This is a genomic window from Gillisia sp. JM1, from assembly GCF_000424645.1.
GTDB lineage: Bacteria > Bacteroidota > Bacteroidia > Flavobacteriales > Flavobacteriaceae > Gillisia.
Genome location: NZ_KE384218.1, coordinates 142,070 through 163,978, shown reverse-complemented (window position 1 = coordinate 163,978; position 21,909 = coordinate 142,070). Strand labels below are relative to the sequence as shown.

The 21,909-nt window shown below is 36.8% G+C and carries 12 protein-coding genes; 2 read left to right on the top strand and 10 right to left on the bottom strand.

Annotated elements, in window-relative coordinates; all coding sequences use genetic code 11:
• Positions 1 to 20 precede the first annotated feature (20 nt).
• The gene (locus H033_RS0104015; RefSeq protein ID WP_026837134.1) at positions 21 to 1,160 is read left to right on the top strand and encodes a sensor histidine kinase; all 1,140 of its coding nucleotides are present in this window, start codon (positions 21 to 23) and stop codon (positions 1,158 to 1,160) included.
• Here the strand turns inward: H033_RS0104015 and H033_RS0104010 are convergent, their stop codons facing one another.
• Positions 1,161 to 2,177 carry a DUF3078 domain-containing protein gene (locus H033_RS0104010; protein ID WP_026837133.1) on the bottom strand — a complete coding sequence of 339 codons (1,017 nt, stop codon included), beginning with the start codon at positions 2,175 to 2,177 and terminating at the stop codon, positions 1,161 to 1,163. It lies immediately after the preceding gene.
• Between the two features lie 17 nt (positions 2,178 to 2,194).
• A complete protein-coding gene (gene dxs / locus H033_RS0104005; protein ID WP_026837132.1) occupies positions 2,195 to 3,970 on the bottom strand; it encodes a 1-deoxy-D-xylulose-5-phosphate synthase in 1,776 nt (591 codons plus the stop codon).
• Positions 3,971 to 4,008: 38 nt separating this feature from the next.
• On the opposite strand from dxs, the gene H033_RS0104000 reads away from it, so the two are divergent.
• The gene (locus H033_RS0104000) at positions 4,009 to 4,458 is read left to right on the top strand and encodes a nucleoside deaminase (protein WP_026837131.1); all 450 of its coding nucleotides are present in this window, start codon (positions 4,009 to 4,011) and stop codon (positions 4,456 to 4,458) included.
• A gap of 715 nt (positions 4,459 to 5,173) precedes the next feature.
• Here the strand turns inward: H033_RS0104000 and H033_RS0103995 are convergent.
• The 8 genes from H033_RS0103995 to H033_RS0103960 all read right to left on the bottom strand — a co-directional run bounded on the left by H033_RS0103995 (position 5,174) and on the right by H033_RS0103960 (position 21,646).
• Positions 5,174 to 6,577, bottom strand: coding sequence for a sugar porter family MFS transporter (locus tag H033_RS0103995; RefSeq protein WP_026837130.1), 1,404 nt, complete (start codon positions 6,575 to 6,577; stop codon positions 5,174 to 5,176).
• 32 nt (positions 6,578 to 6,609) lie between these two features.
• Positions 6,610 to 7,365, bottom strand: coding sequence for a family 16 glycosylhydrolase (locus H033_RS0103990; RefSeq protein WP_026837129.1), 756 nt, complete (start codon positions 7,363 to 7,365; stop codon positions 6,610 to 6,612).
• A gap of 16 nt (positions 7,366 to 7,381) precedes the next feature.
• Positions 7,382 to 9,661 (bottom strand): beta-glucosidase BglX, encoded by a 2,280-nt coding sequence (gene bglX, locus H033_RS19530; RefSeq protein ID WP_034886095.1) that lies wholly within the window; start codon positions 9,659 to 9,661, stop codon positions 7,382 to 7,384.
• Between the two features lie 64 nt (positions 9,662 to 9,725).
• Positions 9,726 to 11,369, bottom strand: a complete 1,644-nt coding sequence (locus H033_RS0103980) for a family 16 glycosylhydrolase (protein ID WP_026837128.1) — start codon at positions 11,367 to 11,369, stop codon at positions 9,726 to 9,728.
• A gap of 14 nt (positions 11,370 to 11,383) precedes the next feature.
• Complete coding sequence (locus tag H033_RS20840; protein ID WP_051227778.1) at positions 11,384 to 14,095, bottom strand: PKD domain-containing protein; 2,712 nt, start codon at positions 14,093 to 14,095, stop codon at positions 11,384 to 11,386.
• A 22-nt stretch (positions 14,096 to 14,117) separates the two neighbouring features.
• Entirely contained in the window at positions 14,118 to 15,587 is a 1,470-nt protein-coding gene (locus tag H033_RS0103970; protein WP_034886094.1) for a RagB/SusD family nutrient uptake outer membrane protein, read from the bottom strand.
• Between the two features lie 4 nt (positions 15,588 to 15,591).
• Positions 15,592 to 18,624, bottom strand: coding sequence for a SusC/RagA family TonB-linked outer membrane protein (locus H033_RS0103965; RefSeq protein ID WP_026837126.1), 3,033 nt, complete (start codon positions 18,622 to 18,624; stop codon positions 15,592 to 15,594).
• 241 nt (positions 18,625 to 18,865) lie between these two features.
• On the bottom strand, positions 18,866 to 21,646 hold the full coding sequence (locus H033_RS0103960; protein WP_026837125.1) for a triple tyrosine motif-containing protein: 2,781 nt from the start codon (positions 21,644 to 21,646) through the stop codon (positions 18,866 to 18,868).
• Positions 21,647 to 21,909 lie beyond the last annotated feature (263 nt).

The following is a 21,909-nucleotide window of genomic DNA, read 5'->3' as shown; positions in this document are numbered from 1 at the left end:
ACACCTTGCATAAACAATTCATGAAAAAAACTGCCAGATTATTAAAAAGTAAGCGTGATGAGGTCATAGATCTATGGGAAAAAGAAGTTTTGCAACAAGTGAAAGCCGCTCCAAGCACGAATAAAATTGCACTTCATGATCATGTCCCAAACATTCTGGATGATATCATAGAAATATTGAATCGTCATGAAAATACCGATGATTACCTCAATGATGAAAAAATCCATCATATAGAAGAAAATAGTCTTGAGCATGGGAGGCATCGGGCTACTTCTCCTAATTATACCGTAGACCAGATAATTCATGAGTACATGATCTTTCACAATGTGATTATTAAGGTGCTTCACAAGAACGATATTACTGAGGAATCCTTATTTCATCTTATAAAATGTTCCATAGACAAGGCAATGCTGAATTCTGTAACCTCATTTACTGAATCTATTCAGGAAATGCAGAGTAAATTGATAGGAACCCTAGCACATGACATTAGAAACCCATTAGCCGCTGCAAGAATGGCAATTGAAATGATGAATTTTGAATCTGGCAAGGAAAGACTGGAAAAGGTTAAAAAGATGTCTTACAATAGCGTAAATAAAGCCATAGACCTTATTGAAGGTCTTTTAGATTCCATTACTGTAAAGGCAGGGGAAGGAATTATGCTTTCCTTTTCTGAAATGGATATAAATGAAAATATCCAGACGGTTTACGAGGAAGCCTGTGAAGTTTTTTCAGAAGAAATAATTTTAGATAAAACAGATGAGCCTATAAATGGCACTTTTGATGGGACTGCCGTTAGACGTTTACTGGAAAATCTAATTACCAATGCTATAAAATATGGGCATTCTGAAAAGCCGGTAGTTATTAAAATAAAGAACGAGGAAGAATGGCTGAATATCTCTGTACACAATCATGGAGAACCAATTCCCGTAGAAAAACAAGAAGGTATTTTCACCTTTTTACATCATGGAAAACAACAAAGGGAGAAAAAACTGAAAAGTTATGGAATTGGCCTAACACTAGTAAAAATGGTTGCTGAAGCCCATGGGGGGACGGTAGCCTTACGAAGTGAAGTAGGTTTTGGAACCGAGTTTCACGTAAAATTGAACAAACACAGCAATGTGCCAGGGAAAACAAGGACACTATTAAATACGGAGGCGTAATTAGAATTCATACATTACACCTACTCCTAATAATTGTTTAAACTGAATTTTGGGTCCTAAAGTTTCTAAAGTACCATCATCATTTGTGTCTTCTTTAAACTTCACATCATCGTCATAAATAAGATGCGAGCCAATATTGGCTTTTACAAATTCATTTACTACCAAATTCAATTTTAGTTCCCAGTCTACATCTATATTTCCGAATTTATTAAGGTAGTCTGTATAAAAACTGACCTGATTATCCAGATTCACATTGTTAAAAACCTCTTTACTAAAACTACTGGTTAGCAAAACCCCAACCTCTGTTCTCACATTTTCTCCTTTTACAAGTACATTCCCAATACTATCGCGAACAGCCGGAGTTACACCAAACATACCTTCGTTTGCCAATCGCTGATCCAACACAAAAGTAGATTTATCTGTTAAAGGAGAGAGATACACTGTGAGATCTTCATTAGGGGCAGAATACTCGGCACCTACACCTAAAAAGATATATCCTGGAGCCATAAAACTGGAGATCGACTTATCTCTTTGTGGATATTTATAACCATCGGCAAACTGCGTTTTAAAATTGAATTTTGCAGAATACCGGAAATTTGAAGTGGAGTCCCTTCTATATCCATAGGTTGAATTCAACGAGATCTCATCATCTGTTTTTCTAACCTTTCTCCCTTCTTGAGCATTTAATCCGTAACGAATAGTTGCAGATGTTTTCCAGAGCAAAAGATTCTTTTGTAATTTCCTCTCGAAATTCCCATAAAACAAGGCCGAAATAGAATTGTTCCCTCCAGCGTTCCAGTTCACAAAAGCAACTTCACTCATATTTACCCCGAGAGAATTCTTTTTAGACCACATCATCAACATGTCTTGACTCTCTTCCTTAATAGAGTCATTCTTTGTACTATCTACAGAGGTTGTGTCTGAAATTGTTTTTGACAAACGGCTAGCAAAGGAGCTAGAAACCGAAAAAATTAAAACTAATAAAATGGGTAGAAGTGGGGCAAACTTAAATTTCATTATAAATAAGGATACTATTATTTTAAAAAGACATTAATGGTATGAGCTATACTTGTAACGTCCAATTTTACTATTTCATATAATTCTTTCATATTTCCTTGTTCAATAAATTGATCTGGAATTCCCAAACATTTTATCTTGCTGGAATAATTGTGTTTAGCAGCGAACTCTAATATCGCACTTCCAAATCCTCCAGAAATAGCTCCTTCTTCCACAGTAATCACCTTTTTGAATTTGGAAAATAATTCATGAAGCAATGCTTCGTCTAAAGGTTTTACAAATCCTGCATCATAATGGGCTACTTTATCTTTTGCTTCAATAGATGCTATTGCCAGCTTAACATTTTCAGCAATGGTTCCTAAACTAATTACAGCTACTTCTGTTCCTTCGAGCAGCAACTCTCCCTTACCTATCTCCAACTCTTTAAATTCCTGTTTCCAATCTAATCTAACTCCTCTTCCTCGAGGATACCGAATTGCTATAGGATGTTTTAAGTCTATTTGTGCCGTATACAATAAATTCCGTAATTCCACCTCATCTCTGGGTGCAGCAATTATTAAATTCGGGACACATCTTAAATAAGCGATATCAAAAATTCCATGATGCGTAGCGCCATCTTCTCCAACCAAGCCGGCTCTATCCAAGCAAAAGATCACCGGAAGATTCTGTATTGCTACATCATGTATCACCTGATCGTAGGCGCGTTGTAGAAAAGTGGAATAAATAGCACAATACACTATAAATCCTTGAGTAGCCATTCCAGCTGACAAGGTAACCGCGTGTTGCTCTGCTATCCCAACATCGAAAGCTCTTTCGGGGTAAGCATCCATCATATATTTTAAGGAGCTACCCGTTGGCATTGCCGGAGTTATCCCAATAATTTTTTCATTCTTTCTGGCTAAGTCAACTAAAGTCAATCCAAAAACATCTTGATATTTTAAAGGCAAGCCTTCAGAATTAGAAGGTAATAGCTCACCTGTTTCTGGAGTGAATTTCCCTGGGGCATGATATTTTACCTGATCTTCTTCGGCCTTTTGCAAACCTTTCCCTTTAGTGGTAATCACATGAAGGAATTTTGGACCTTGAATTTTCTTCAATTCTTCAAAAGCCTTTAGTAAGCCTTCAATATCATGACCGTCTACCGGACCAAAATAGTTAAAATTCAAGGCTTCAATAATATTGTCCTGTTGCGGCTTATGGCCCACTTTGGCTTTGGTAAGATATTGTTTCAAAGCTCCAACACTAGGATCTATCCCAATGGCATTGTCATTTAGAATAACCAGTAAATTTGCCTTGCTCACTCCGGCATGATTCAAACCCTCAAAAGCCATCCCGCTAGCAATAGATGCATCACCAACTACGGCAATATGTTGTTTTGAGTACTCTCCTTTTAAATTAGAAGCAATTGCCATTCCCAGTGCAGCAGAGATCGAGGTAGAGGAATGTCCAACTCCAAAAGTATCATATTCACTTTCAGATCTTTTAGGGAATCCGCTTAAACCATGTAATTGTCTGTTGGTATCAAATATATCTCGCCTTCCGGTAAGTATCTTATGCCCATAAGCTTGATGACCAACATCCCAAACCAAGAGATCATCCGGAGTATTAAATGCATAGTGCAGAGCAATAGTCAATTCTACAACTCCTAAACTAGCACCTAGATGCCCCTCTTTAGTGGCCACGATATCTATTATGAATTTCCGAAGTTCCTTTGCCAGAACAGGTAATTCTTCCGTAGAAAGTTTGCGTAGATCTAATGGGGAATCAATATTATTTAAAATACTTTTTTCCATGAAAAGCAAAGGTACATTTTGAATTTGTATTTTTGGATATGCAATTGATTTTTGACGACGAGTATTTTATGCGTAAAGCCTTAGATGAGGCTTCGTATGCTTACGAAAAAGGAGAAATTCCTGTTGGAGTAGTGGTTGTGATCAATCAGCAGATCATCGCCCGAGGTCATAACCTTACGGAAATGCTGAATGATGTAACGGCACATGCTGAAATGCAAGCGATCACCGCTGCAGCTAATTTTTTAGGCGGAAAATATCTGAAGGATTGCACCATGTATGTTACCCTGGAACCTTGCCAGATGTGCGCAGGTGCTCTGTACTGGAGTCAGCTTTCTAATTTAGTCTTTGCTGCTACAGATCATGAACGTGGCTATAGAAAATTGGGTGGGCAATTACATCCAAAAACCACTGTGAAAAGTGGGGTGATGGAAGAAGAAGCTTCCAAACTTCTTAAACGTTTTTTTATTGAACGCAGAAATTTGAATTAGATCTGTCGTTTTGCTCAGGATGACAAGCTCACTCAATTGTCATTCCGACGAAGGAGGAATCTCTTAAAAACTGAAATCTTGCTTCATTGAGATGCTGAAATAAATTACCATTGACGTATTTTCAAAGTTAATCCTAATAAGAGACCCTGAAACAAGTTCAGGGTGACGATACTGGTTTTAACTTCCGTCATGCTGAACTCGTTTCAGCATCTTTCATACGTCAATTTCCTCAGCTAGATAATTTTTTTATCACGGGTCTCAGCATGACGCGATCATCCTTGGACAGGCAAAGGCAGACAAGCTCGCTTAATTGTCATTCCGACGTAGGAGGAATCTCTTATAAATAAACATTCTGCTTCGTTGAGATCCATCGCTTTGCTCAGGATGACGATACTGGTTTTAACTTCCGTCATGCTGAACTCGTTTCAGCATCTTTCATACGCCAATTTCCTCCGCTAGATAATTTTTTTATCACGGGTCTCAGCATGACGCGATCATCCTTGGACAGGCAAAGGCAGACAGACTAACTAAATTGTCATTCCGACGAAGGAGGAATCTCTTATAAATAAACATTCTGCTTCGTTGAGATCCATCGCTTTGCTCAGGATGACAGACTAACTTATTTGTCGTTCTGACGCAGGAGGAATCTTTTATAAACTGAAATCATACTTCGTTGAGATCCTTCCTGCGTCACACGGACACTCTATAAAAAAAGTTAAACTACCTTTTTGGCAACTTCAGGAATATCCCACATATCTTCCAATTCCTCCAAAGTCTTTCCTTTGGTCTCTGGGATATATTTATAGGTAAAGAATACAATGCCTAGTATGAATACTGAAAAGATAAAGTAAGGTAAGGATCCATTCCAGAAATCACCTCCGTTAATTTTACTTTCAGCAACCATCGGGAAAGATTGGGTTACCAAATAATTTGCTGCCCATTGTGCGGCTACAGCTATAGACATTGCTGTACTTCTTATACTGTTTGGGAACATCTCTGAAAGGATTACCCAAACCACAGGTCCCATAGACATAGCAAAAGAAGCTATAAACATAAGTACACCAATAAGAGAAAGTATTCCTACAGAGTCTGTCATTAGGGTAAAACCTAATAATAGAAATCCTGCTAACATACCTAAAGACCCTATGTATAATAGAGGTTTTCTACCAAATCTATCTACGGTTGCCATAGCAACAAAAGTGAAAAGTAAGTTTATACCAGCCAGCAATACTTGTTGTAGCAACACGTCGTCTTTTCCAAAGCCTAAGGCTCTTTCAAAGATATCGGCTCCATAATAAAGCACCGCGTTAATTCCTGTGAACTGTTGTAAAACAGACAATACAGTACCTATTACAATAATTCCGAAGATCCCTTTTGCGAAAATATTGAGTTTTAATTTGTTCTGATCTTTATGAAGAGATTTCTCGATCTCCAAAATCTCATTTTCGGCGACATCTGCACCATGAATTCTCGTCAACACTCTTAGAGCATCCTCTCTTAATCCTTTCATAGCAAGCCATCGCGGACTTTTAGGCACAAAGAACAATAAGAACAGAAATGATAAACTTGGAATAAGTTCAGACCAAAACATCGTTCTCCATCCATACTGTATGTTTTCTGCTTCTGTAGCACTATTCCCAATAAAATAGGTTGCTAAGAAAACCACAAAAAACCCAACTACAATTGCCAGTTGGTAATATGTAACTAGAGTTCCTCTAATTTTTGCAGGCGCAATTTCAGCAATATAAGTAGGTGCATTCATTGACGCTATTCCAATTCCTAAACCTCCAATAATTCTAAATACCACCAATAGTGAAACCGATTCTGGTAAAAATGCTGGCAATCCAGATCCCCATGCAGAAATTGAAAATAATATTGCCGAAATTATAAGAGAATACTTTCTACCTATACTTTTACTAATCGGACCAGACAAAATTGCTCCTACAAAACAGCCTATTAAAGCACTTCCAACGACCCAACCTTTCATTCCAGCATCCAAATCGAAATACTGACTGAAATAATACTGAGATCCATTAATTACTCCGGTGTCATACCCAAAGAGTAAACCTCCTAAGGCAGAAACGATGGTGATTAAAATTAGAAATGTTTGGTTTTTCATTTTTTATAGGAATTAGGTAGTATAATGAGTGTTTATAATTTGGTAACTTTGATGTAATCTACGTAAAGTTTTTGAGGTAAGGTGGTATCATCCACAACTGCACCCCCTAAATTCCCTCCAACGGCTAGATTGACCAAGAAATAAAAGGGTTTTCTAAAAGGATAGTGCTTGTCATCATAATCTTTAGGGACAAAAGTGTACAATAATACATCATCTACATAAAATTTGATGTTGTCTTTACTCCAATCTGTTTTAAAAATATGAAAACCATCTTCTATACCCTCTATTGCTGTCTTTTTGGTGTTGATAGTATTACCATGACTTGCGGGGGTATGAAGAGAAGTGAAAACGATTCCTGGTTCTTTCCCAACATATTCCATAATATCTATTTCACCGGAAGCAGGCCATCCTACCTCATCAATATCTGCTCCCAACATCCATAAGGCAGGCCAAAATCCTTTTCCCGTTGCAAGCTTGGCTCTTACCTCAATGCTTCCGTATTGAAATTCTATTTTATCTTTTGTATTGATTTTTCCTGAAAAATATTGATCTCCCTTTTTTATTGCTGTAATAACAAGGTTTCCATCTTCAACTTTCACATAATCTCTATTGTAGATCTGGAGCTCGTTATTTCCCCATCCACAAAGATCTGGGCAACCATCCCCTTCCTCATAACTCCAATGATCCATGTTCAGGGAATCACCGTCAAAATTATCCTGAAATATCTTTGGTGCACAAGATGTAAACGGCAACAAGCTTATTAGAAGAATTGCTACTTTGTAATTCATGAAATGATGTTATTAATTAATTCTTAAACGTAAATTCAGAAGACTTTAGATCTCTGGAATTACCTCCCACAAATATATTAAAATCTCCATCTTCCGCTTCCCAAACTCTATTTGCAGTATAGAATTCCAACATTTTTTTAGTGATCGGGAATGTTACGGTTTTGCTTTCTCCTGGTTCAAGCTCTACTAACTGAAAGCCCTTCAATTCCTTTACTGGTCTTGTTCTGCTTCCAATAATGTCCTGAAGATACAATTGTACCACTTCTTTCCCTTTTACTTTTCCAGTATTTTTTATAGTGATCTGCGCTTCTATGTTTTTTTCTGAATTAATCTCAGAACCAGAAAGCTGTACTTCACCATATTCAAATTGTGTATAGCTCAACCCATATCCAAAAGGATAAAGGGCATCTTTTTTCACATCGGTATAATGAGAATAAGTTACATGCTGATCATTCGAAGGTCTTCCTGTATTTTTCTGATTGTAGTATAAAGGCTCCTGCCCTACTAACCTGGGAAATGAAACCGGTAATTTTCCTGAAGGATTGTATTTTCCTAATAACACATCTGCAATGGCATTTCCGCTTTCTGTTCCTAATTGCCAAGCTACAACTATTGCAGGAATATTCTCTGAAGCCCAGGATATCTCCAATGGCCGTCCGTTAATAAGCACTAAAACTATATTGCTATTAACTTTTTTAATTTCTTCTAAAAGTTCTTGCTGAAGACCTGCCAAACTAATCTTTGCCTGACTTCTACCTTCTCCTGCCTGAAAAGCATCTTCACCTAAGACCATTACAACCATTTCTGAATTCTTAGCTAACTCGATAGCGTCTTTAAATCCAGACCTGTCAGTTTTATTGATCTCCAAAGGCAATAGGAATCCGCGATCGCTTGTTCCTAAAGCGGTTCCTAAGGAATATTTCACCTTGACATCTTTCCCCACTGCATTTTTAATTCCTTCTACTACAGAGACAGCAGAGTTTGCTTCTCCCTGTGCTCTCCAGTTTCCTATTGGCGCATCCTTATCATTTGCCAAAGGACCTATTACCGCAATAGATTTTACCGTAGGCTTAATTGGTAACAGTTCTTTTTCATTCTTAAGAAGTACTATCGATTTTGCAGCAATTGTTCTTGCTACTTTTCTATGATCTTCATAAGATATATTTTTTTTGACCTCTGGGTTGGAGTATTTATAAGGATCATCAAAAAGTCCTAATTTAAACTTTACTCGAAGCACCCGTCTAACAGCATCGTCAACTAAAGCAAGATCAACAGTTCCTTCATTAACTAATTCAACAAGACTGGACTCGTAAGCACCACCCTCCATATCCATATCGCTTCCAGCATTAATGGCAATCTGCGAAGCCTGTTTTTTATCTTTAGCAAATCCATGATAGATCATTTCAGGAATAGAACCCCAATCTGAAACCATGAAACCTTTCCAGTCCCAATCACCTTTCAAAATGTCTCTTTGTAGATATTTGTTACCCGTAGATGGAATTCCGTCTATCTCATTAAAAGAGTTCATAAAAGTAGCTACACCTGCTTCAGCCGCAGCTTTAAACGGAGGAAGTACTGTATTATGGAGTTCATTCTCCCCTAAATGTACCGTATTATAATCTCTTCCCGCTTCTGCAAATCCGTATCCCGCAAAATGTTTAGCGGTGGCAGCAATGGTAAGATCTCCTGCGAGATCATCTCCCTGATATCCTTTAATTTTGGCAACCCCTACTTGAGAAGTTAGGTAGGTATCTTCACCTGAACCTTCCATAATACGGCCCCATCGGGCATCTCTGGAAACATCTATCATTGGTGAGAAAGTCCAGTTAATTCCTTCAGCTACAGATTCTCTAGCTGCAATTCTAGCAGACAATTCCATAGCATCCAGATCCCAACTGGCCGTTTCGCCAAGTGGTACAGGAAAAATAGTTTTATAGCCATGAATTACATCATATCCAAAGATCAACGGGATCTTCATTCTGGAGTTTTCCATGATTAGCTTTTGCGCCTCACGAGTAGCTTCTACAGAAAGCACATTTAACATAGAACCTACCAGACCATTTTTGAGATTATCTTCCTTTTGTTTACTGCCAAGTTCTGATGCAGGTCCTGTTAGATCCCAACTTCCGTTGTATTGCACCAACTGTCCAACTTTTTCTTCCAAAGTCATTAAAGACAGTACAGAGTCTATTTTCACTTCTATATTTTCAACAGAACTAGGAATTTTAGAATTCTGGCTAAATGCCGATAGGCAACTTAGTAGAAGGATGATACTATATAGGTTTTGTTTTCTCATGTTTTTTAAATAAATGTCTGGAGGAACTAAATTCCTCCAGACAATATTGGCTAATCATATAAAATTATTGGTAAACCTTCACATAATCTATTTCCATAAATGATTCCTGAAAATCATCTGCTATAGTTCCTCCAAGAGTTCCACCCATAGCAATATTCAGAAGTAAATAAAAATCTTCTTGAAAAGGAGTAGAAGCATCGTTATCAAATTCTAAATGGATTTCTCCGTCCATAAGGAAGCTAATTTTTTCGGCAGTCCATTCAACTTCATAAATATGAAATTCAGTAGTCGCATTTTCAACATCGGTAACATCTCCTACAATTGAATTCCCTCCAGAATTTCCAGGCAAGTGTAAAGCAGATGAAACACGATTTGGCTCATTTCCAACCCACTCCATAATATCCATTTCTCCTACGCCAGGCCAGGCCTCTTCTGGCCATGCTTCTCCTAACATCCATATTGCTGGCCATGTTCCCTTTCCTTCTGGAAGTTTAGCACGTACCTCTACACGACCATAGGTAAATTCAAATTTATCTTTGGTGGTAATCCTTGCTGAAGTGAAATCAAATTCACCTTCAGATTCTCTTTTAGCAGTAATAACAAGATTACCGTCCTGAACCTTCACGTTATCTTGAGAATCAGTATAATACTGAGCTTCACCATTACCCCAACCATTGGATCCGTTACCAATCTCATAATTCCAATTATCGGTATCCAAGGCATCACCGTCAAATTCATCTGACCAGAAGATATCTTGGAACTGAGACACAAAACCCTGCTCTTCGCCTTCACCACCATCGGTCACTACTGTACCATCTGCAGAAGTGGTAAGTATAAGATACCATGCTAGGAAATTATCGTTACCCTGTACAGCACGGAGAACCATTTTATTTTCTGTGATTGACAACACTTCGTATTGGCTTTGACCAATATAATAGCTTATAAATCCATCACTAGCAATATTAAGAACTGTTCCGGTTGAACGCTGCTCATCTATTCCTGAAGTAGCAGGCACTAAAGATAACGGCACTGTCTCTGTTGATGTGAAGTCTAAACATTGATCTTCTTCTCCATTACCCCCGAACTGTGAAGTAAACACCCTGTTGAAAAAGGTTACTCCAAAATTTTCGTATTCATATAATATATCATCGTTTTCATTGAGACTAAAAGTCATTTTATCATCATAAAAACAATCAGGACCAAAACTAGGTGGGCCAGAGAAGAAACCACCTCCGTCAACTATTGGTCCGTCATCATTTACATTCTGTCCAACTCCTAAATGACCTGGAACTGCTGAAGCTATGTACCAGGTTTTGGAACTGCCTCCTGTAAGTAATTGCTTAGTTTCAGGATCATTAAAATCACTTCTAACTTCCACTTCTAGGGATTTTGAGCTACTTACACCACCTTTTCCATAAGCTACTACGGTAACCAAATAAGTGTTCAAACCTACACTTGTAAAACGCTTGGTAATTTCGCCTCCTAAAGAAACTGCGGAGGTCCCGTCGCTATAAATATACTTATAGCTTAGTGCATTATTTGCTGTAGCTTGAAAACTGACTTCTCCAGAACCATCATCACTAATTTCAGTGTTTACAACAATATTAGTAGGCACCAATATTGTATCTAATCCAAGATCATCATCTTGACAGCTTGTATACAGCAAGCCAATTACCAATAAGCTAAATATTATTTTAAAATATTTCATAGTTTGTTTTTTTTCTAATTCTGTTCGATATCATCTATATAGAAAATTCCCGCAGTGGTTCCTGCAAAATCCAAGAAAATAGATACTGTATCGTATTGTCCAGTTGGCACAAATGCATCTCCACCTGAATCAGCATTACTGATGAAACTAGTTTTAGCGTCTGTAGCAAAATTGAAACTTAATTCTTCCCAACCCGATCCTGTATGGTCAGTTTGAACTTGATTAGCTCTTTCTCCATTTACACCAGTTTCTAACTTAAATAAAACTGGATAAGCAGTTTCCGAATACACTTTCATGGTAATAGTTTTATTGGATCCAGAAAAGTCTATAACTTCATCAAGTTTTAAGGTTAATGCCTCAAATTGCTGGCCTGTATTGGTTAATGAACCTACTTTCGTATCAGTAGAATTAATACCTGATTGCTCAGGATTAGTTACAACTTCAAAATCAACTCCAGAGGAAGCATCCTCGTAATCTTCGGATCCATCAAAATCTATTGGAAGACCAAAAGTTCCGCTAGAGCTTCCTCCATCTGTACCACCACCTGCTGATGCAGCATTCAATGTTATATTATCAAAATAATTAACTGTTTCGGCAGTTCTTGCATTAAAATCTGGGAATACAACCAGACCTGTTATATCTGTATTATTAGGATCACCTACAACACCTGAAAAATCAAAAGTTAGTTCTTCCCACTCATTTATTTTTGTATTTGCAACTTTTATCACTGCTGTAGAGCCACCGGCAGCATTTTCGAATTTGATACCAACATCGCTAATTACCGATTTCCATACTAATATCTTAACGGTACTATTAGATGAGTTTAAGGTAAAAGGAGTTTGCAATTGTGTTATTGTACCTGCAAAAGGTTCCCCTCCTTGTCTTGCAATAAATTTAGCTACAGTGGCAGAAGTATTGGCTCCGCTTGCGTTTGGATTCGAAAGTATTTCCAATGGTGGGTTATCTGCATTTTCAAAAACAGACCAGTTTGCATTGGCTCCGCCATTTGCAGGAGTTTCAAGATTTACAGGAAAGCTTGTTTTTGTGCTTGCTGTTCCACCACCACCTGCTACTCCATCTGTTTGTTTAAGATCATCGAAATAATAAACATCTCCATCACAAGCTGCGCCTCTTTCGAAATAAAGTATGATACTTTTGAAGGTTTTGTCATTTACATCTGAGAAATCAAATGTTAGTTCCTGCCATACTCCAACTTCAGTAACCTGAGCTACCCTTTCTTCAGCTGGATCTACATTAGGATGAGGTTCAAATTCTAATCTTAAGGTCACATCTGTAGCCTGATTTTCGGCAAGAACTTTCAATGTGAAAACCTTTTTATCGGTGGTAGCGAAATCCATAGATGTCTGGAGTCCTTTACCTAATCCAGCCCAAGATTCACATGGATTGTTTTTAACCACTTTTCCTACGTTACAGCTGGCGTTAATTCCATCTGTTACCGGGTTACTGGCTATAGAAGCCTCAACATTTCCAAATCCTTCGAAAGCATATGCCGGATCATCTGTCTTGAATGTCCAGTTAATAGGACCATTTGCAGGATCTATATTTTCTTCTGTTTCTGCAACACAATCTGCTGTTGCGGCTTCCTGCATAATATCATCTAAATAGAAAGTACCTGCGGTGGTTTCACCAATTTCAACAAATAAAACTAAAGTGCTATATTTTCCAGTTGGTACAAAAGCTTGACCATTATCATCAGCTCCTTCTAAGAAACTCTTAACAGCATCTGAACCGAAATCGAAAGTTAAAACTTCCCAGCCTGTTCCACCATGATCGGCCGAAACTTCGTTAGGTCGATCGTCGTTAGTACCTCCTTCAAATTTCACAAGTACCGATACTGGCGTTTCTGAATAAAACTTCATTGATATAGTTTTATTATCACCGCTGAAATCTACAGGCTCTCCCAAATTGTAAGCTCCACCTTCAAAGTTAGCACCCGAATTCGTGATTGCTCCTACCATTGACTCCTCAGGATTTGCTCCTGATAAAAATGGATTAGTAACAACTTCAAATGAAGCACCATTAAAAGTTCCAAGTGCATAATTAACAGTTGGTATATCATAGGTGATCGGTAATTTTACCGGATCGTTCGCCTCAGGAATAACAACTTCTACAGTAGTTTCAGTGGTAGCAACTCCAGCACCTTTAGCAACAACACGAATTGTGTAAGTACCCGGACTGGCATATGTGTGTTCTATAGATGCATCAGGCATTAATTGAGTAGGTTCTTCATCCTCTGTATCTCCAAAGAAAACATCGAAAGAAGCAGCAAAATCTGCAGATGCACTAACAGTTACCATCGCAGGATTAGTAACAGACTGAACTACATTTACTACCAAATTTTCAGGTGCTTTAAATGAGATTAATAACCTCTGGTTAAATTCACTAGTTAGACCAGTGGAACCAACAGCTATTACCCTTACCAAGTATTCCCCTTCTCCATAAGTATAAGAAACTGTCTCTCCTGGAGCAACCTCTACTGGCGTATCATTACCATCTCCAAAATAAACCTGGAAAACCTGTGCTCCTTCACCGCTTGGTGTTATTGAGACATCTCCTGAATCGTCTTGAGCCACATCAAAATTGGCTGTTACACTTGTAGGTGCAGAGATTTCTTGAAATGCATAATTCGTGATCTCTTCTTTCTCACATCCTGTAAATAAAAGGACTGAGATTGTAAGCATTGCTAAGAATTGGAATATTTTCATCTTTATTCGTTTAGTTTAGTTTTTAATAATTTGGATTTTGCTCCCAGTTATTACCGGCTAGTTCAATTTCTATTGCCGGAATTGGAAATAATTCGTGTTTCCCTGCAACAAAGCCATCAATTTCACTGGCAGCTCTTCCGGTACGTACAAGATCAAAGAATCGATGACCTTCACCAACTAACTCTAACCTTCGGTCTATATATATTTGATCTAATAATATACTTCCTACAAAATCAACCGGATCTAATTGAGCTCTCACTCTAACTCGGTTTAAATACTCCCTAGCCTTTCCTTCATCTGGCGGCGATTTCTTAAAGTTGGCTTCTGCAGCCATTAATAACACGTCTGCAAAACGAATAGATCTATAATTATTAGGATTGGTAAGGTTAGCATCCCCAGTATTAAGATCGCCCTGTCTAGCAAGATATTTACGGTTGTAATACCCTGTATGTTCAAAACCTTCAATGAATGTTGCACCAGTAGCATTTGCAAAAGCATCTATATCTAAAATGGCAACATCCTTTCTAATATCATTTTCAGAAAAAGCATCTACCACATCCTGAACAGGAAGATTGAAACTGAATCCAGAACCAAATATTGGCCCGGTGAAATTTCTAATTCCGTTGAATCCAACAGCAACATTTCCTTCGCTACACTGAAGACAACCAAAACCAGCACCTTCTTTGTCTGTATATTGAATTTCAAAAACAGACCCTGGTCCGTTCTCTCCTTCTGGTTCAAATATACTCTCATAGTCTTGCACCAACATATAAGGTCCACTAATCACTTTTTCAAATGATGCAGCTGCTTCTGTAAATTGTTCTTGGTATAAATAAGCTTTTCCTAACAGTGCATTTGCAGCACCAGAAGTAATACGTCCTGTCTGTGCTTGGGTCGCAGGTAAGTTTTCTGCAGCAAAAATAAGATCTGCTTCAATTTGGTCATAAACCTCAGCTCGTGGAGTACGTACTATATCAAACTGTTCTCCAAATTCCAAAGGTTTATCTATAAACAACGGCACATCTCCGAAGAATTTAACCAGTTCAAAATAATAATATGCTCTTAAAAATCTTGCTTGAGCTATCACTTCGTTTCTTCCTTCAAAATCTGTCTTATCCTGAAATTGAAGAATATAATTTGCACGATTCACTCCTGCAAACATCCAATTCCACACATCCCGCAACTGTTGATTTACAGGAGTGTGGCTCATCTTATCAATTTGTTGAAATCCAATTACATCATTGGCACTTTCCCCTCCAGCTAAGGTATTATCTGACGCAATTTCCCCTATCAATACGTTTAAGTAGGTTGCTTGTAAAAGATCGTAAGCTCCAATTAATGCTTGTTGGTACTCCTCTTCAGAGTTGAAATAGTTATCTGCACTTTCATTTTCAGAAGTTACATCCACGAAATCGTCACTACAAGAAATAGCGATAAAAGCTACTAAAGTGAAGATAATTCGTTTTTTGAGTGTGTTTATATTCATCTTCATTTTTTTAAAATTTAAAGTTTAAACCTGCTGAATAAACTCTAGGTACGGGGTAAAATCCTTGATCTATTCCACCTCCAATTGGGTCTCCTGTAGAAGCAGAAGGGTCGTAACCAGTATATTCTGTCAAGGTGAATGCGTTGTTCACAGATACGTAGAACCTCAGTTTTCTAATCCCCAGCTGATCTGTGGTGGCGTTATTTAAGCTATACCCTACTTGTACATTTTGCAATCTCACATAAGAAGCATCTTCTACATAGAAATCTGAGAATTGGTTATTGGAATTAGGCCCAATATTCACTCTAGGATATATATCTGTAGTACCTGGTCCTGTCCATCTGTCCAAGACAAAAGAAGTTTTATTGGTACGTATTTCATTTCTATCGTATGCTCTTACCATATCGTTTCCTACTGAAGCAAATGCATAAGCAATGAAATCGAAATTCTTGTAGTTCAATCCAATGTTAAGACCCATTGTAAGATCTGGAATTGGATCTCCAATATTAACACGATCGTCTGAATTGATAAGTCCATCTCCGTTCTGATCTACATAGCGAAGATCACCTACATTTGCATTAGATTGAGTAGCAGCAGAAGCTATGTCTGAAGCATTTTGAAAGATGCCATCTGTTTTCAATCCATAAAAATACCCGATTGGTTGGCCAGCTTCCATCCTCGATGGTGCTTCTCCTTGTCCCACGGCAAAAAATCCTCCTGGAACAAACCCATTTTCGTTAGCTACAGAAAGTACTTCGTTTTCTAAAGTGGTAAGGTTGTAGCTTACATTAAAATCAAAATCGTCTGTTACTAATTGTTTGTAGGTAAAAGAAAATTCCCATCCCTTATTTTCTACAGAACCTGCATTTACAATTGGGGCACCAGCCCCAGGAGCTCCAACTCCTAGAATTCCCGAAACCTGAGGCATCAGCAATAGTTCGTCTGTTCTTCTCTGGAAATAATCTACCGTAAGGTCCAATTTAGATCCAAACAATCTTGCATCTATACCAATATCGAAAGCTGTTTGCTCTTCCCATTGTAATTCTGGATTAGAAAGTCTACCAGCAGCAACTCCAAAGAATAATTCGTTGTCAAAAACATAAGTTCCTTCCCCATCTAAAAGAGAGGTGTAACCAAAAGCACCAATACGGTCATTACCTAAAATCCCGAAACTAGTTCTGATTTTAAAGAAGTTTACAATATTATTTTCAAAAAACTTTTCCTCACTCATCACCCAACCAGCTGATGCCGATGGGAAATAACCGAATTTATTCTTTGGTCCAAAATTGGAAGAACCATCACGCCTTATAACTGCAGATATTAAATATTTCTGATCATAGTTATATTGAAGTCTAGCAAAATATGATAATAATCTAGAGTCAAAAACTCTATTGCTTAAATTTAAATAAGTATCTACTACACCTGAAGCATTTGCTATACTTGCATTTTCAAACGAGTTGCCTTGAATATTAAAACCTGTGAACTCGTAAAAATCTCCTGTGGATTTGAAAACAGAAGTTCCTAATAGCGCAGTTACATTATGAACATCATTAAAGGAATTTGTATAAGACAAAAAAGCATCAAACGTATAATCCCTAAAAAAGTCTGTTCTTTCATTTACAACATTCCTTCCCTCACTGATATTAAAAACCTTTCCTGAACCATAGAAAGCTTCCGGAAAGAAACCTATTCCCCTTACTTCAGAATAATTGAACTGGTATCTTGCTTCCGCCTTGAAATGATCAAAAAATTCATAAGCAAGACCAGCCGTTCCAGTGATCTTATCTACTTGTGTATTATTAAAAGTGTTAGCTACTTGTGCGACCGGGTTGATTACCTCATTCCCTAAACCTTCTGCTAAACTAAATTCCCCATTTGCATCAAAAACAGGGATTGTTGGAGCCATATTAATGGCATTAAACAAAACAGATCCCAATGAATTCTCAGGAAGCGTGCCTCTATTAGAGTGTGTATAAATGGCTGTTGTAGATAATTTTAAATTATCAAGAATATCATAATTAAAACTTCCTCTTCCTGTAATACGTTCAAAATTAGACTTAGAACCACCAACAATACCGTCTTGATCTAGATAACCAGCCCCTGCGGAATACGTGGATTTTTCTCCCCCACCATAAACGCTCACATTAACATCTGATACAAAAGCTTCTCTAAATATCTCATCTTGGTAATCTGTTCCCTCACCTAGAACACTAAAGTCATTAAACGGTGGATTATCACCACCTGCTGCAAAAGCTTCATTAATTATTACAGCGTATTCAGTAGCATTCAGGACAGGTAACTTTCTACTCGTTTCCTGAATTCCAGTATAAGTATCCAGTTCCACTCGAAGGTCTGTGTTTTTCTTACCTCCTTTGGTGGTAATTAAAATAACCCCATTTGCTGCTCTTACTCCATATATACCAGCAGTAGCATCCTTAAGAACACTAATACTTTCTATATCATTTGGGTTAATTACACTTAGATCTTCTATAACTGCTCCATCAACCAAGATTAAAGGTCTAGAATCCCCATTGGTAGAAATACCTCTTATACTTATAGTAGAAGCACTACCCGGAGAACCAGAAGTAGAAGTAATATTTACTCCAGCAACTCTACCTTGAAGCGCCTGTTCCACCCTAACAGGATTAAGATCTTCAATAGTTTTGGAATCAACAACGCTAACAGCTCCTGTTATTTCCTTTTTTTGTTGAGTACCATATCCAATTACAACTACCTCGTCTAATGATTCAGAATCAGTTTGTAAAACGATATTTAAAGTTTGGTTAGAAGAGACCGTTATCTCTTTTGGTAAAAATCCTATATAAGAGAACTGAAGCACATCGCCTACATTTACATTCTCTATTGTAAAATTACCATCAAAATCGGTGGTTGTTCCACGCGATTCATTCTTCACTAAAACATTTACCCCTAATAGCGGAACATTATTCTCATCTAAAACGGTCCCCTGGACCGAAATCGATTGCGAATACATAGAAATAACTCCCCCAAAAAGGACAATTAATAAACATGTAAATCTCTTCATTTGTAAGTTTGTTTAAATTGCATTGGCAATATATTAATAGAGTGTTAAGAAGCAAGGAAATTTACCTTTACAAAATATATACAAGGCCAATATTAAATGTAGGGGAAAGCCAAAAGTCTTTATTACATTGGTATTATAATGCAATAAGCTAATTAAAAGATGGTTACAATCTTTGGAAAATAAGTGTCAAAACTACTACATGTAGAGTTTATGTATAGTTTTTAAAACCAATTGTATAGGTTCAAATAGCAAGAATATACTCTGTAAGATTCACTTCTCTTGGTAAAAGCATTTTTTTACGCAAACGATATCGCTTAATTTCGACGCTTTTTACCGAAATGTTAAGAAGAGGAGCGATCTCTTTTGATGAAAGATTTAACCTTAAATAAGCACAAAGCTTAAGATCATTGGAGGTAAGATCAGGATGCTTCGATTTTATCTTTTTAAAGAATTCCTTATCTGCATTATTAAATGCATCCTTAAATAAATTCCAGTTGTATTCTTCATTTATATCTTTATCAATCGTCTTGATAACTGATTTAACTTTGGAAGATTCAGATTCTTTTAATTGGTCCTTGATGTTGTTAAGGAATTCATTCTTTTTAATTAAACTCATTGTAGAAGCGGCAAGTTCTTTATTCTTACTTGTCATATCTTTCCCCAACTGTTCATTCTGTAGCTTTATAATCTTTTGTTCTGCTTCAAGATTCTTCATTTTAAGTTCCTTCTCTTTTTCCTCGTTGATCTTCCCGTGATGTCTCAAATTGGTTCTGTGAATTAGCAGCAGAATACTCAAAAACAATAAGACATAGCATGCAATCGCAATCCAGCTTAAATACCAAGGTCTTGAAATTCTGAAAAGGTAGGAAAGCGTTTCTGTAGTGTTGGTTCCAATTTTTCCTTTTACCTGAAACTCATAATCACCAAAAGACAGGTTTTTGAAAGAAGCTATTGGGACTTTGCTCCAATTACTCCACTTGGAATTTAATCCTATAAGTCTATAGCTGTACTCCGGAGAAATAAATTTTTCATATTCAGCGACACTATAATTTATATTGATGTTATTCGATTTATAAGCAAATACCGACTCCTCATTTAGGGGCACCAAAATGGCATTATTCTCTACTGTTGCACTGGTTATCTTATTTATTTTTATCTGATGCTTAAGATCTACTATTTCCATTTGGTTATAGATCAAATAACCATCAGAAACTCCAATTATGTATTTACTATTACCTAGCGCAGTAATATTCTCATGTCCAATAGTAATATTCCTAACCTCTTTGGGCAAGTAAATAGGGGTCAAATTATAGCCCGAGCTCAATTGGGAAAGATCCACATTAAAAATAGAATTTTCAGTAAAACCCCAGATCTTTTCTGAGGCGTCATTTACAACAGTCCCTGAAATTCTTTTAAAATTAGCTGTGATCTCAGATAACTCATTTTTCGAACTGAATTTATTTGAACTTGGTAAATATTGGAAGAAATCTGATTTTGTAGCATAATATAAAGTGTCATTGAACTTAAAAATACTTGAAGTTATTCCAGAAACATCTTTAAATGGATAATTTTTAGTGGTACTTATATTAGTTAAGGAATCATCCAATCTTATTTTGAAAACACCTTTATGCTCGTTCCCAATCCAGATATCTCCATTTTTATTAGACACTATGGACTTGGATGAATGAGGAAAGTCTTTAAGCATTGGATAAGCCTCAATTTCTTCTCCATTTCGTTTTAACACACTTAAACCGTTATAATGCCCTTGTAGATAAAAACCGGGATGATGCTCAAGTTTTATAACTTTCCAGGTACCCGACCTGTCTGCAATTTTCTGGGCTATACCATCTTTAATTATAAAAGTTCCCATATTATGACCACAGAAGAGAATATCATCTATTTTCTGCAAACTCCATACTTGCCCGTTGGTGCCGGGGATAAGGGTATATGCCTTTTCTCCATCTTTTTTGTAGTACAAACCTTGATTAGTTCCCAGATATAAATACTCCTTCTCTTTAACTGAAGTATAAACCGAACCAATTTTACCATTCTTATCTTGAAATATTTCAAATGCAGAATTAAGATTGATAACCCCAATGCCATTATCTAGTCCTGCCCAAAGATTATTATCCACATCTTCAAACAAACTTAGAACGGTATTGTTTAAAAGTCCATTAGTCTGATTGAAATTTTCTAATATCTCTCCTTTAGAGTTCACATGATAAACACCATTTTCAACGGTACCCAAGACGAAAGAATTATCTGCTAAATCCAGTGCATAAAAAATACTGAAACCATTGATTATTTGGGTTAATTCTTGATTAAAAACCTCTAATTCTGTACCATTCCACGTATAGAAATCTCCAGATTTACAAATTATCTGAAGCTGCTTGTCTTTTATAGAAAGATGAATAAATTCTAAGTCATTAATAACCTCAGCAGGTATCAATAATTCTGGTTTCCCATTCTTAATCAAGAAAACGCCCTGACCTTCTTGCTGATAATAAATATTTTCTTCAACCTTGAAAAGATTAGTAATTGCAGATGAAGCTATGGTTTTAACATTCGTAATCTTATTAGTGCCCAGATTATATAAATATAATTTTTCAAAACTTTGAAAGATCACAATGTCTTCGCTGCTCTCTATATGCCAGAATTGTTCCCCATCTTTTACCGCTTCTGGAAATTTATCTAATAAACTGGTATAATCTAAAGTTCCATATTTATTTTTCTCCCAATAACCAACTTCCATATATGCCCCAGTGAAGATCTTTTTACCTACTGCTTTTACAGATCTCACAATTGTATTGTTGGGTATTGGATATAAATTCCATGCTGCCCCATTAAATTCTAGTAGTCCTGTCCCGTTTGCTATATACATGTTTTTATTGTCTGCCTGTGAGATCATCCAATTTTGGTTTCCGGCATCGTAGGTTATAGGGCTATAATTAATTACTGGTGGTAGTTCCTGTGAAAATCCAGAAAATGAAAACAAAAAAGCTAGAAAGAAGAATAATCTCAAGAATATAGTTTTGAAGCTAATTTAAATTTTATTCCACAATAATGTAGAGGAAATTAGAAAAGCTATACAGAAAATTTGAGCTTATTTCCTGGAACAGATCTTTTTTATGTATAACAAGAAAGATCTTTAATAATTATTGGATTGTTTCCCTTTAAAATTAAGTTCAAAAGAGGTGACAGTTCTATAGAAGATCTAAAAAATGTTATAGTACGTTAAAATTCATTAGTAAATCTTATTTTTTTTGAATCTTGCCACGTATTTCG

Bases quoted from the DNA above. Each gene is read 5' to 3' on its own strand.
- H033_RS0104010 (WP_026837133.1), bottom strand. From the start codon at position 2,177: ATGAAATTTAAGTTTGCCCCACTTCTACCCATTTTATTAGTTTTAATT.
- H033_RS0103970 (WP_034886094.1), bottom strand. From the start codon at position 15,587: ATGAAGATGAATATAAACACACTCAAAAAACGAATTATCTTCACTTTA.
- H033_RS20840 (WP_051227778.1), bottom strand. From the start codon at position 14,095: ATGAAAATATTCCAATTCTTAGCAATGCTTACAATCTCAGTCCTTTTA.
- H033_RS0104000 (WP_026837131.1), top strand. From the start codon at position 4,009: ATGCAATTGATTTTTGACGACGAGTATTTTATGCGTAAAGCCTTAGAT.
- bglX (WP_034886095.1), bottom strand. From the start codon at position 9,661: ATGAGAAAACAAAACCTATATAGTATCATCCTTCTACTAAGTTGCCTA.
- H033_RS0104015 (WP_026837134.1), top strand. From the start codon at position 21: ATGAAAAAAACTGCCAGATTATTAAAAAGTAAGCGTGATGAGGTCATA.
- H033_RS0103980 (WP_026837128.1), bottom strand. From the start codon at position 11,369: ATGAAATATTTTAAAATAATATTTAGCTTATTGGTAATTGGCTTGCTG.
- H033_RS0103965 (WP_026837126.1), bottom strand. From the start codon at position 18,624: ATGAAGAGATTTACATGTTTATTAATTGTCCTTTTTGGGGGAGTTATT.
- dxs (WP_026837132.1), bottom strand. From the start codon at position 3,970: ATGGAAAAAAGTATTTTAAATAATATTGATTCCCCATTAGATCTACGC.
- H033_RS0103990 (WP_026837129.1), bottom strand. From the start codon at position 7,365: ATGAATTACAAAGTAGCAATTCTTCTAATAAGCTTGTTGCCGTTTACA.
- H033_RS0103995 (WP_026837130.1), bottom strand. From the start codon at position 6,577: ATGAAAAACCAAACATTTCTAATTTTAATCACCATCGTTTCTGCCTTA.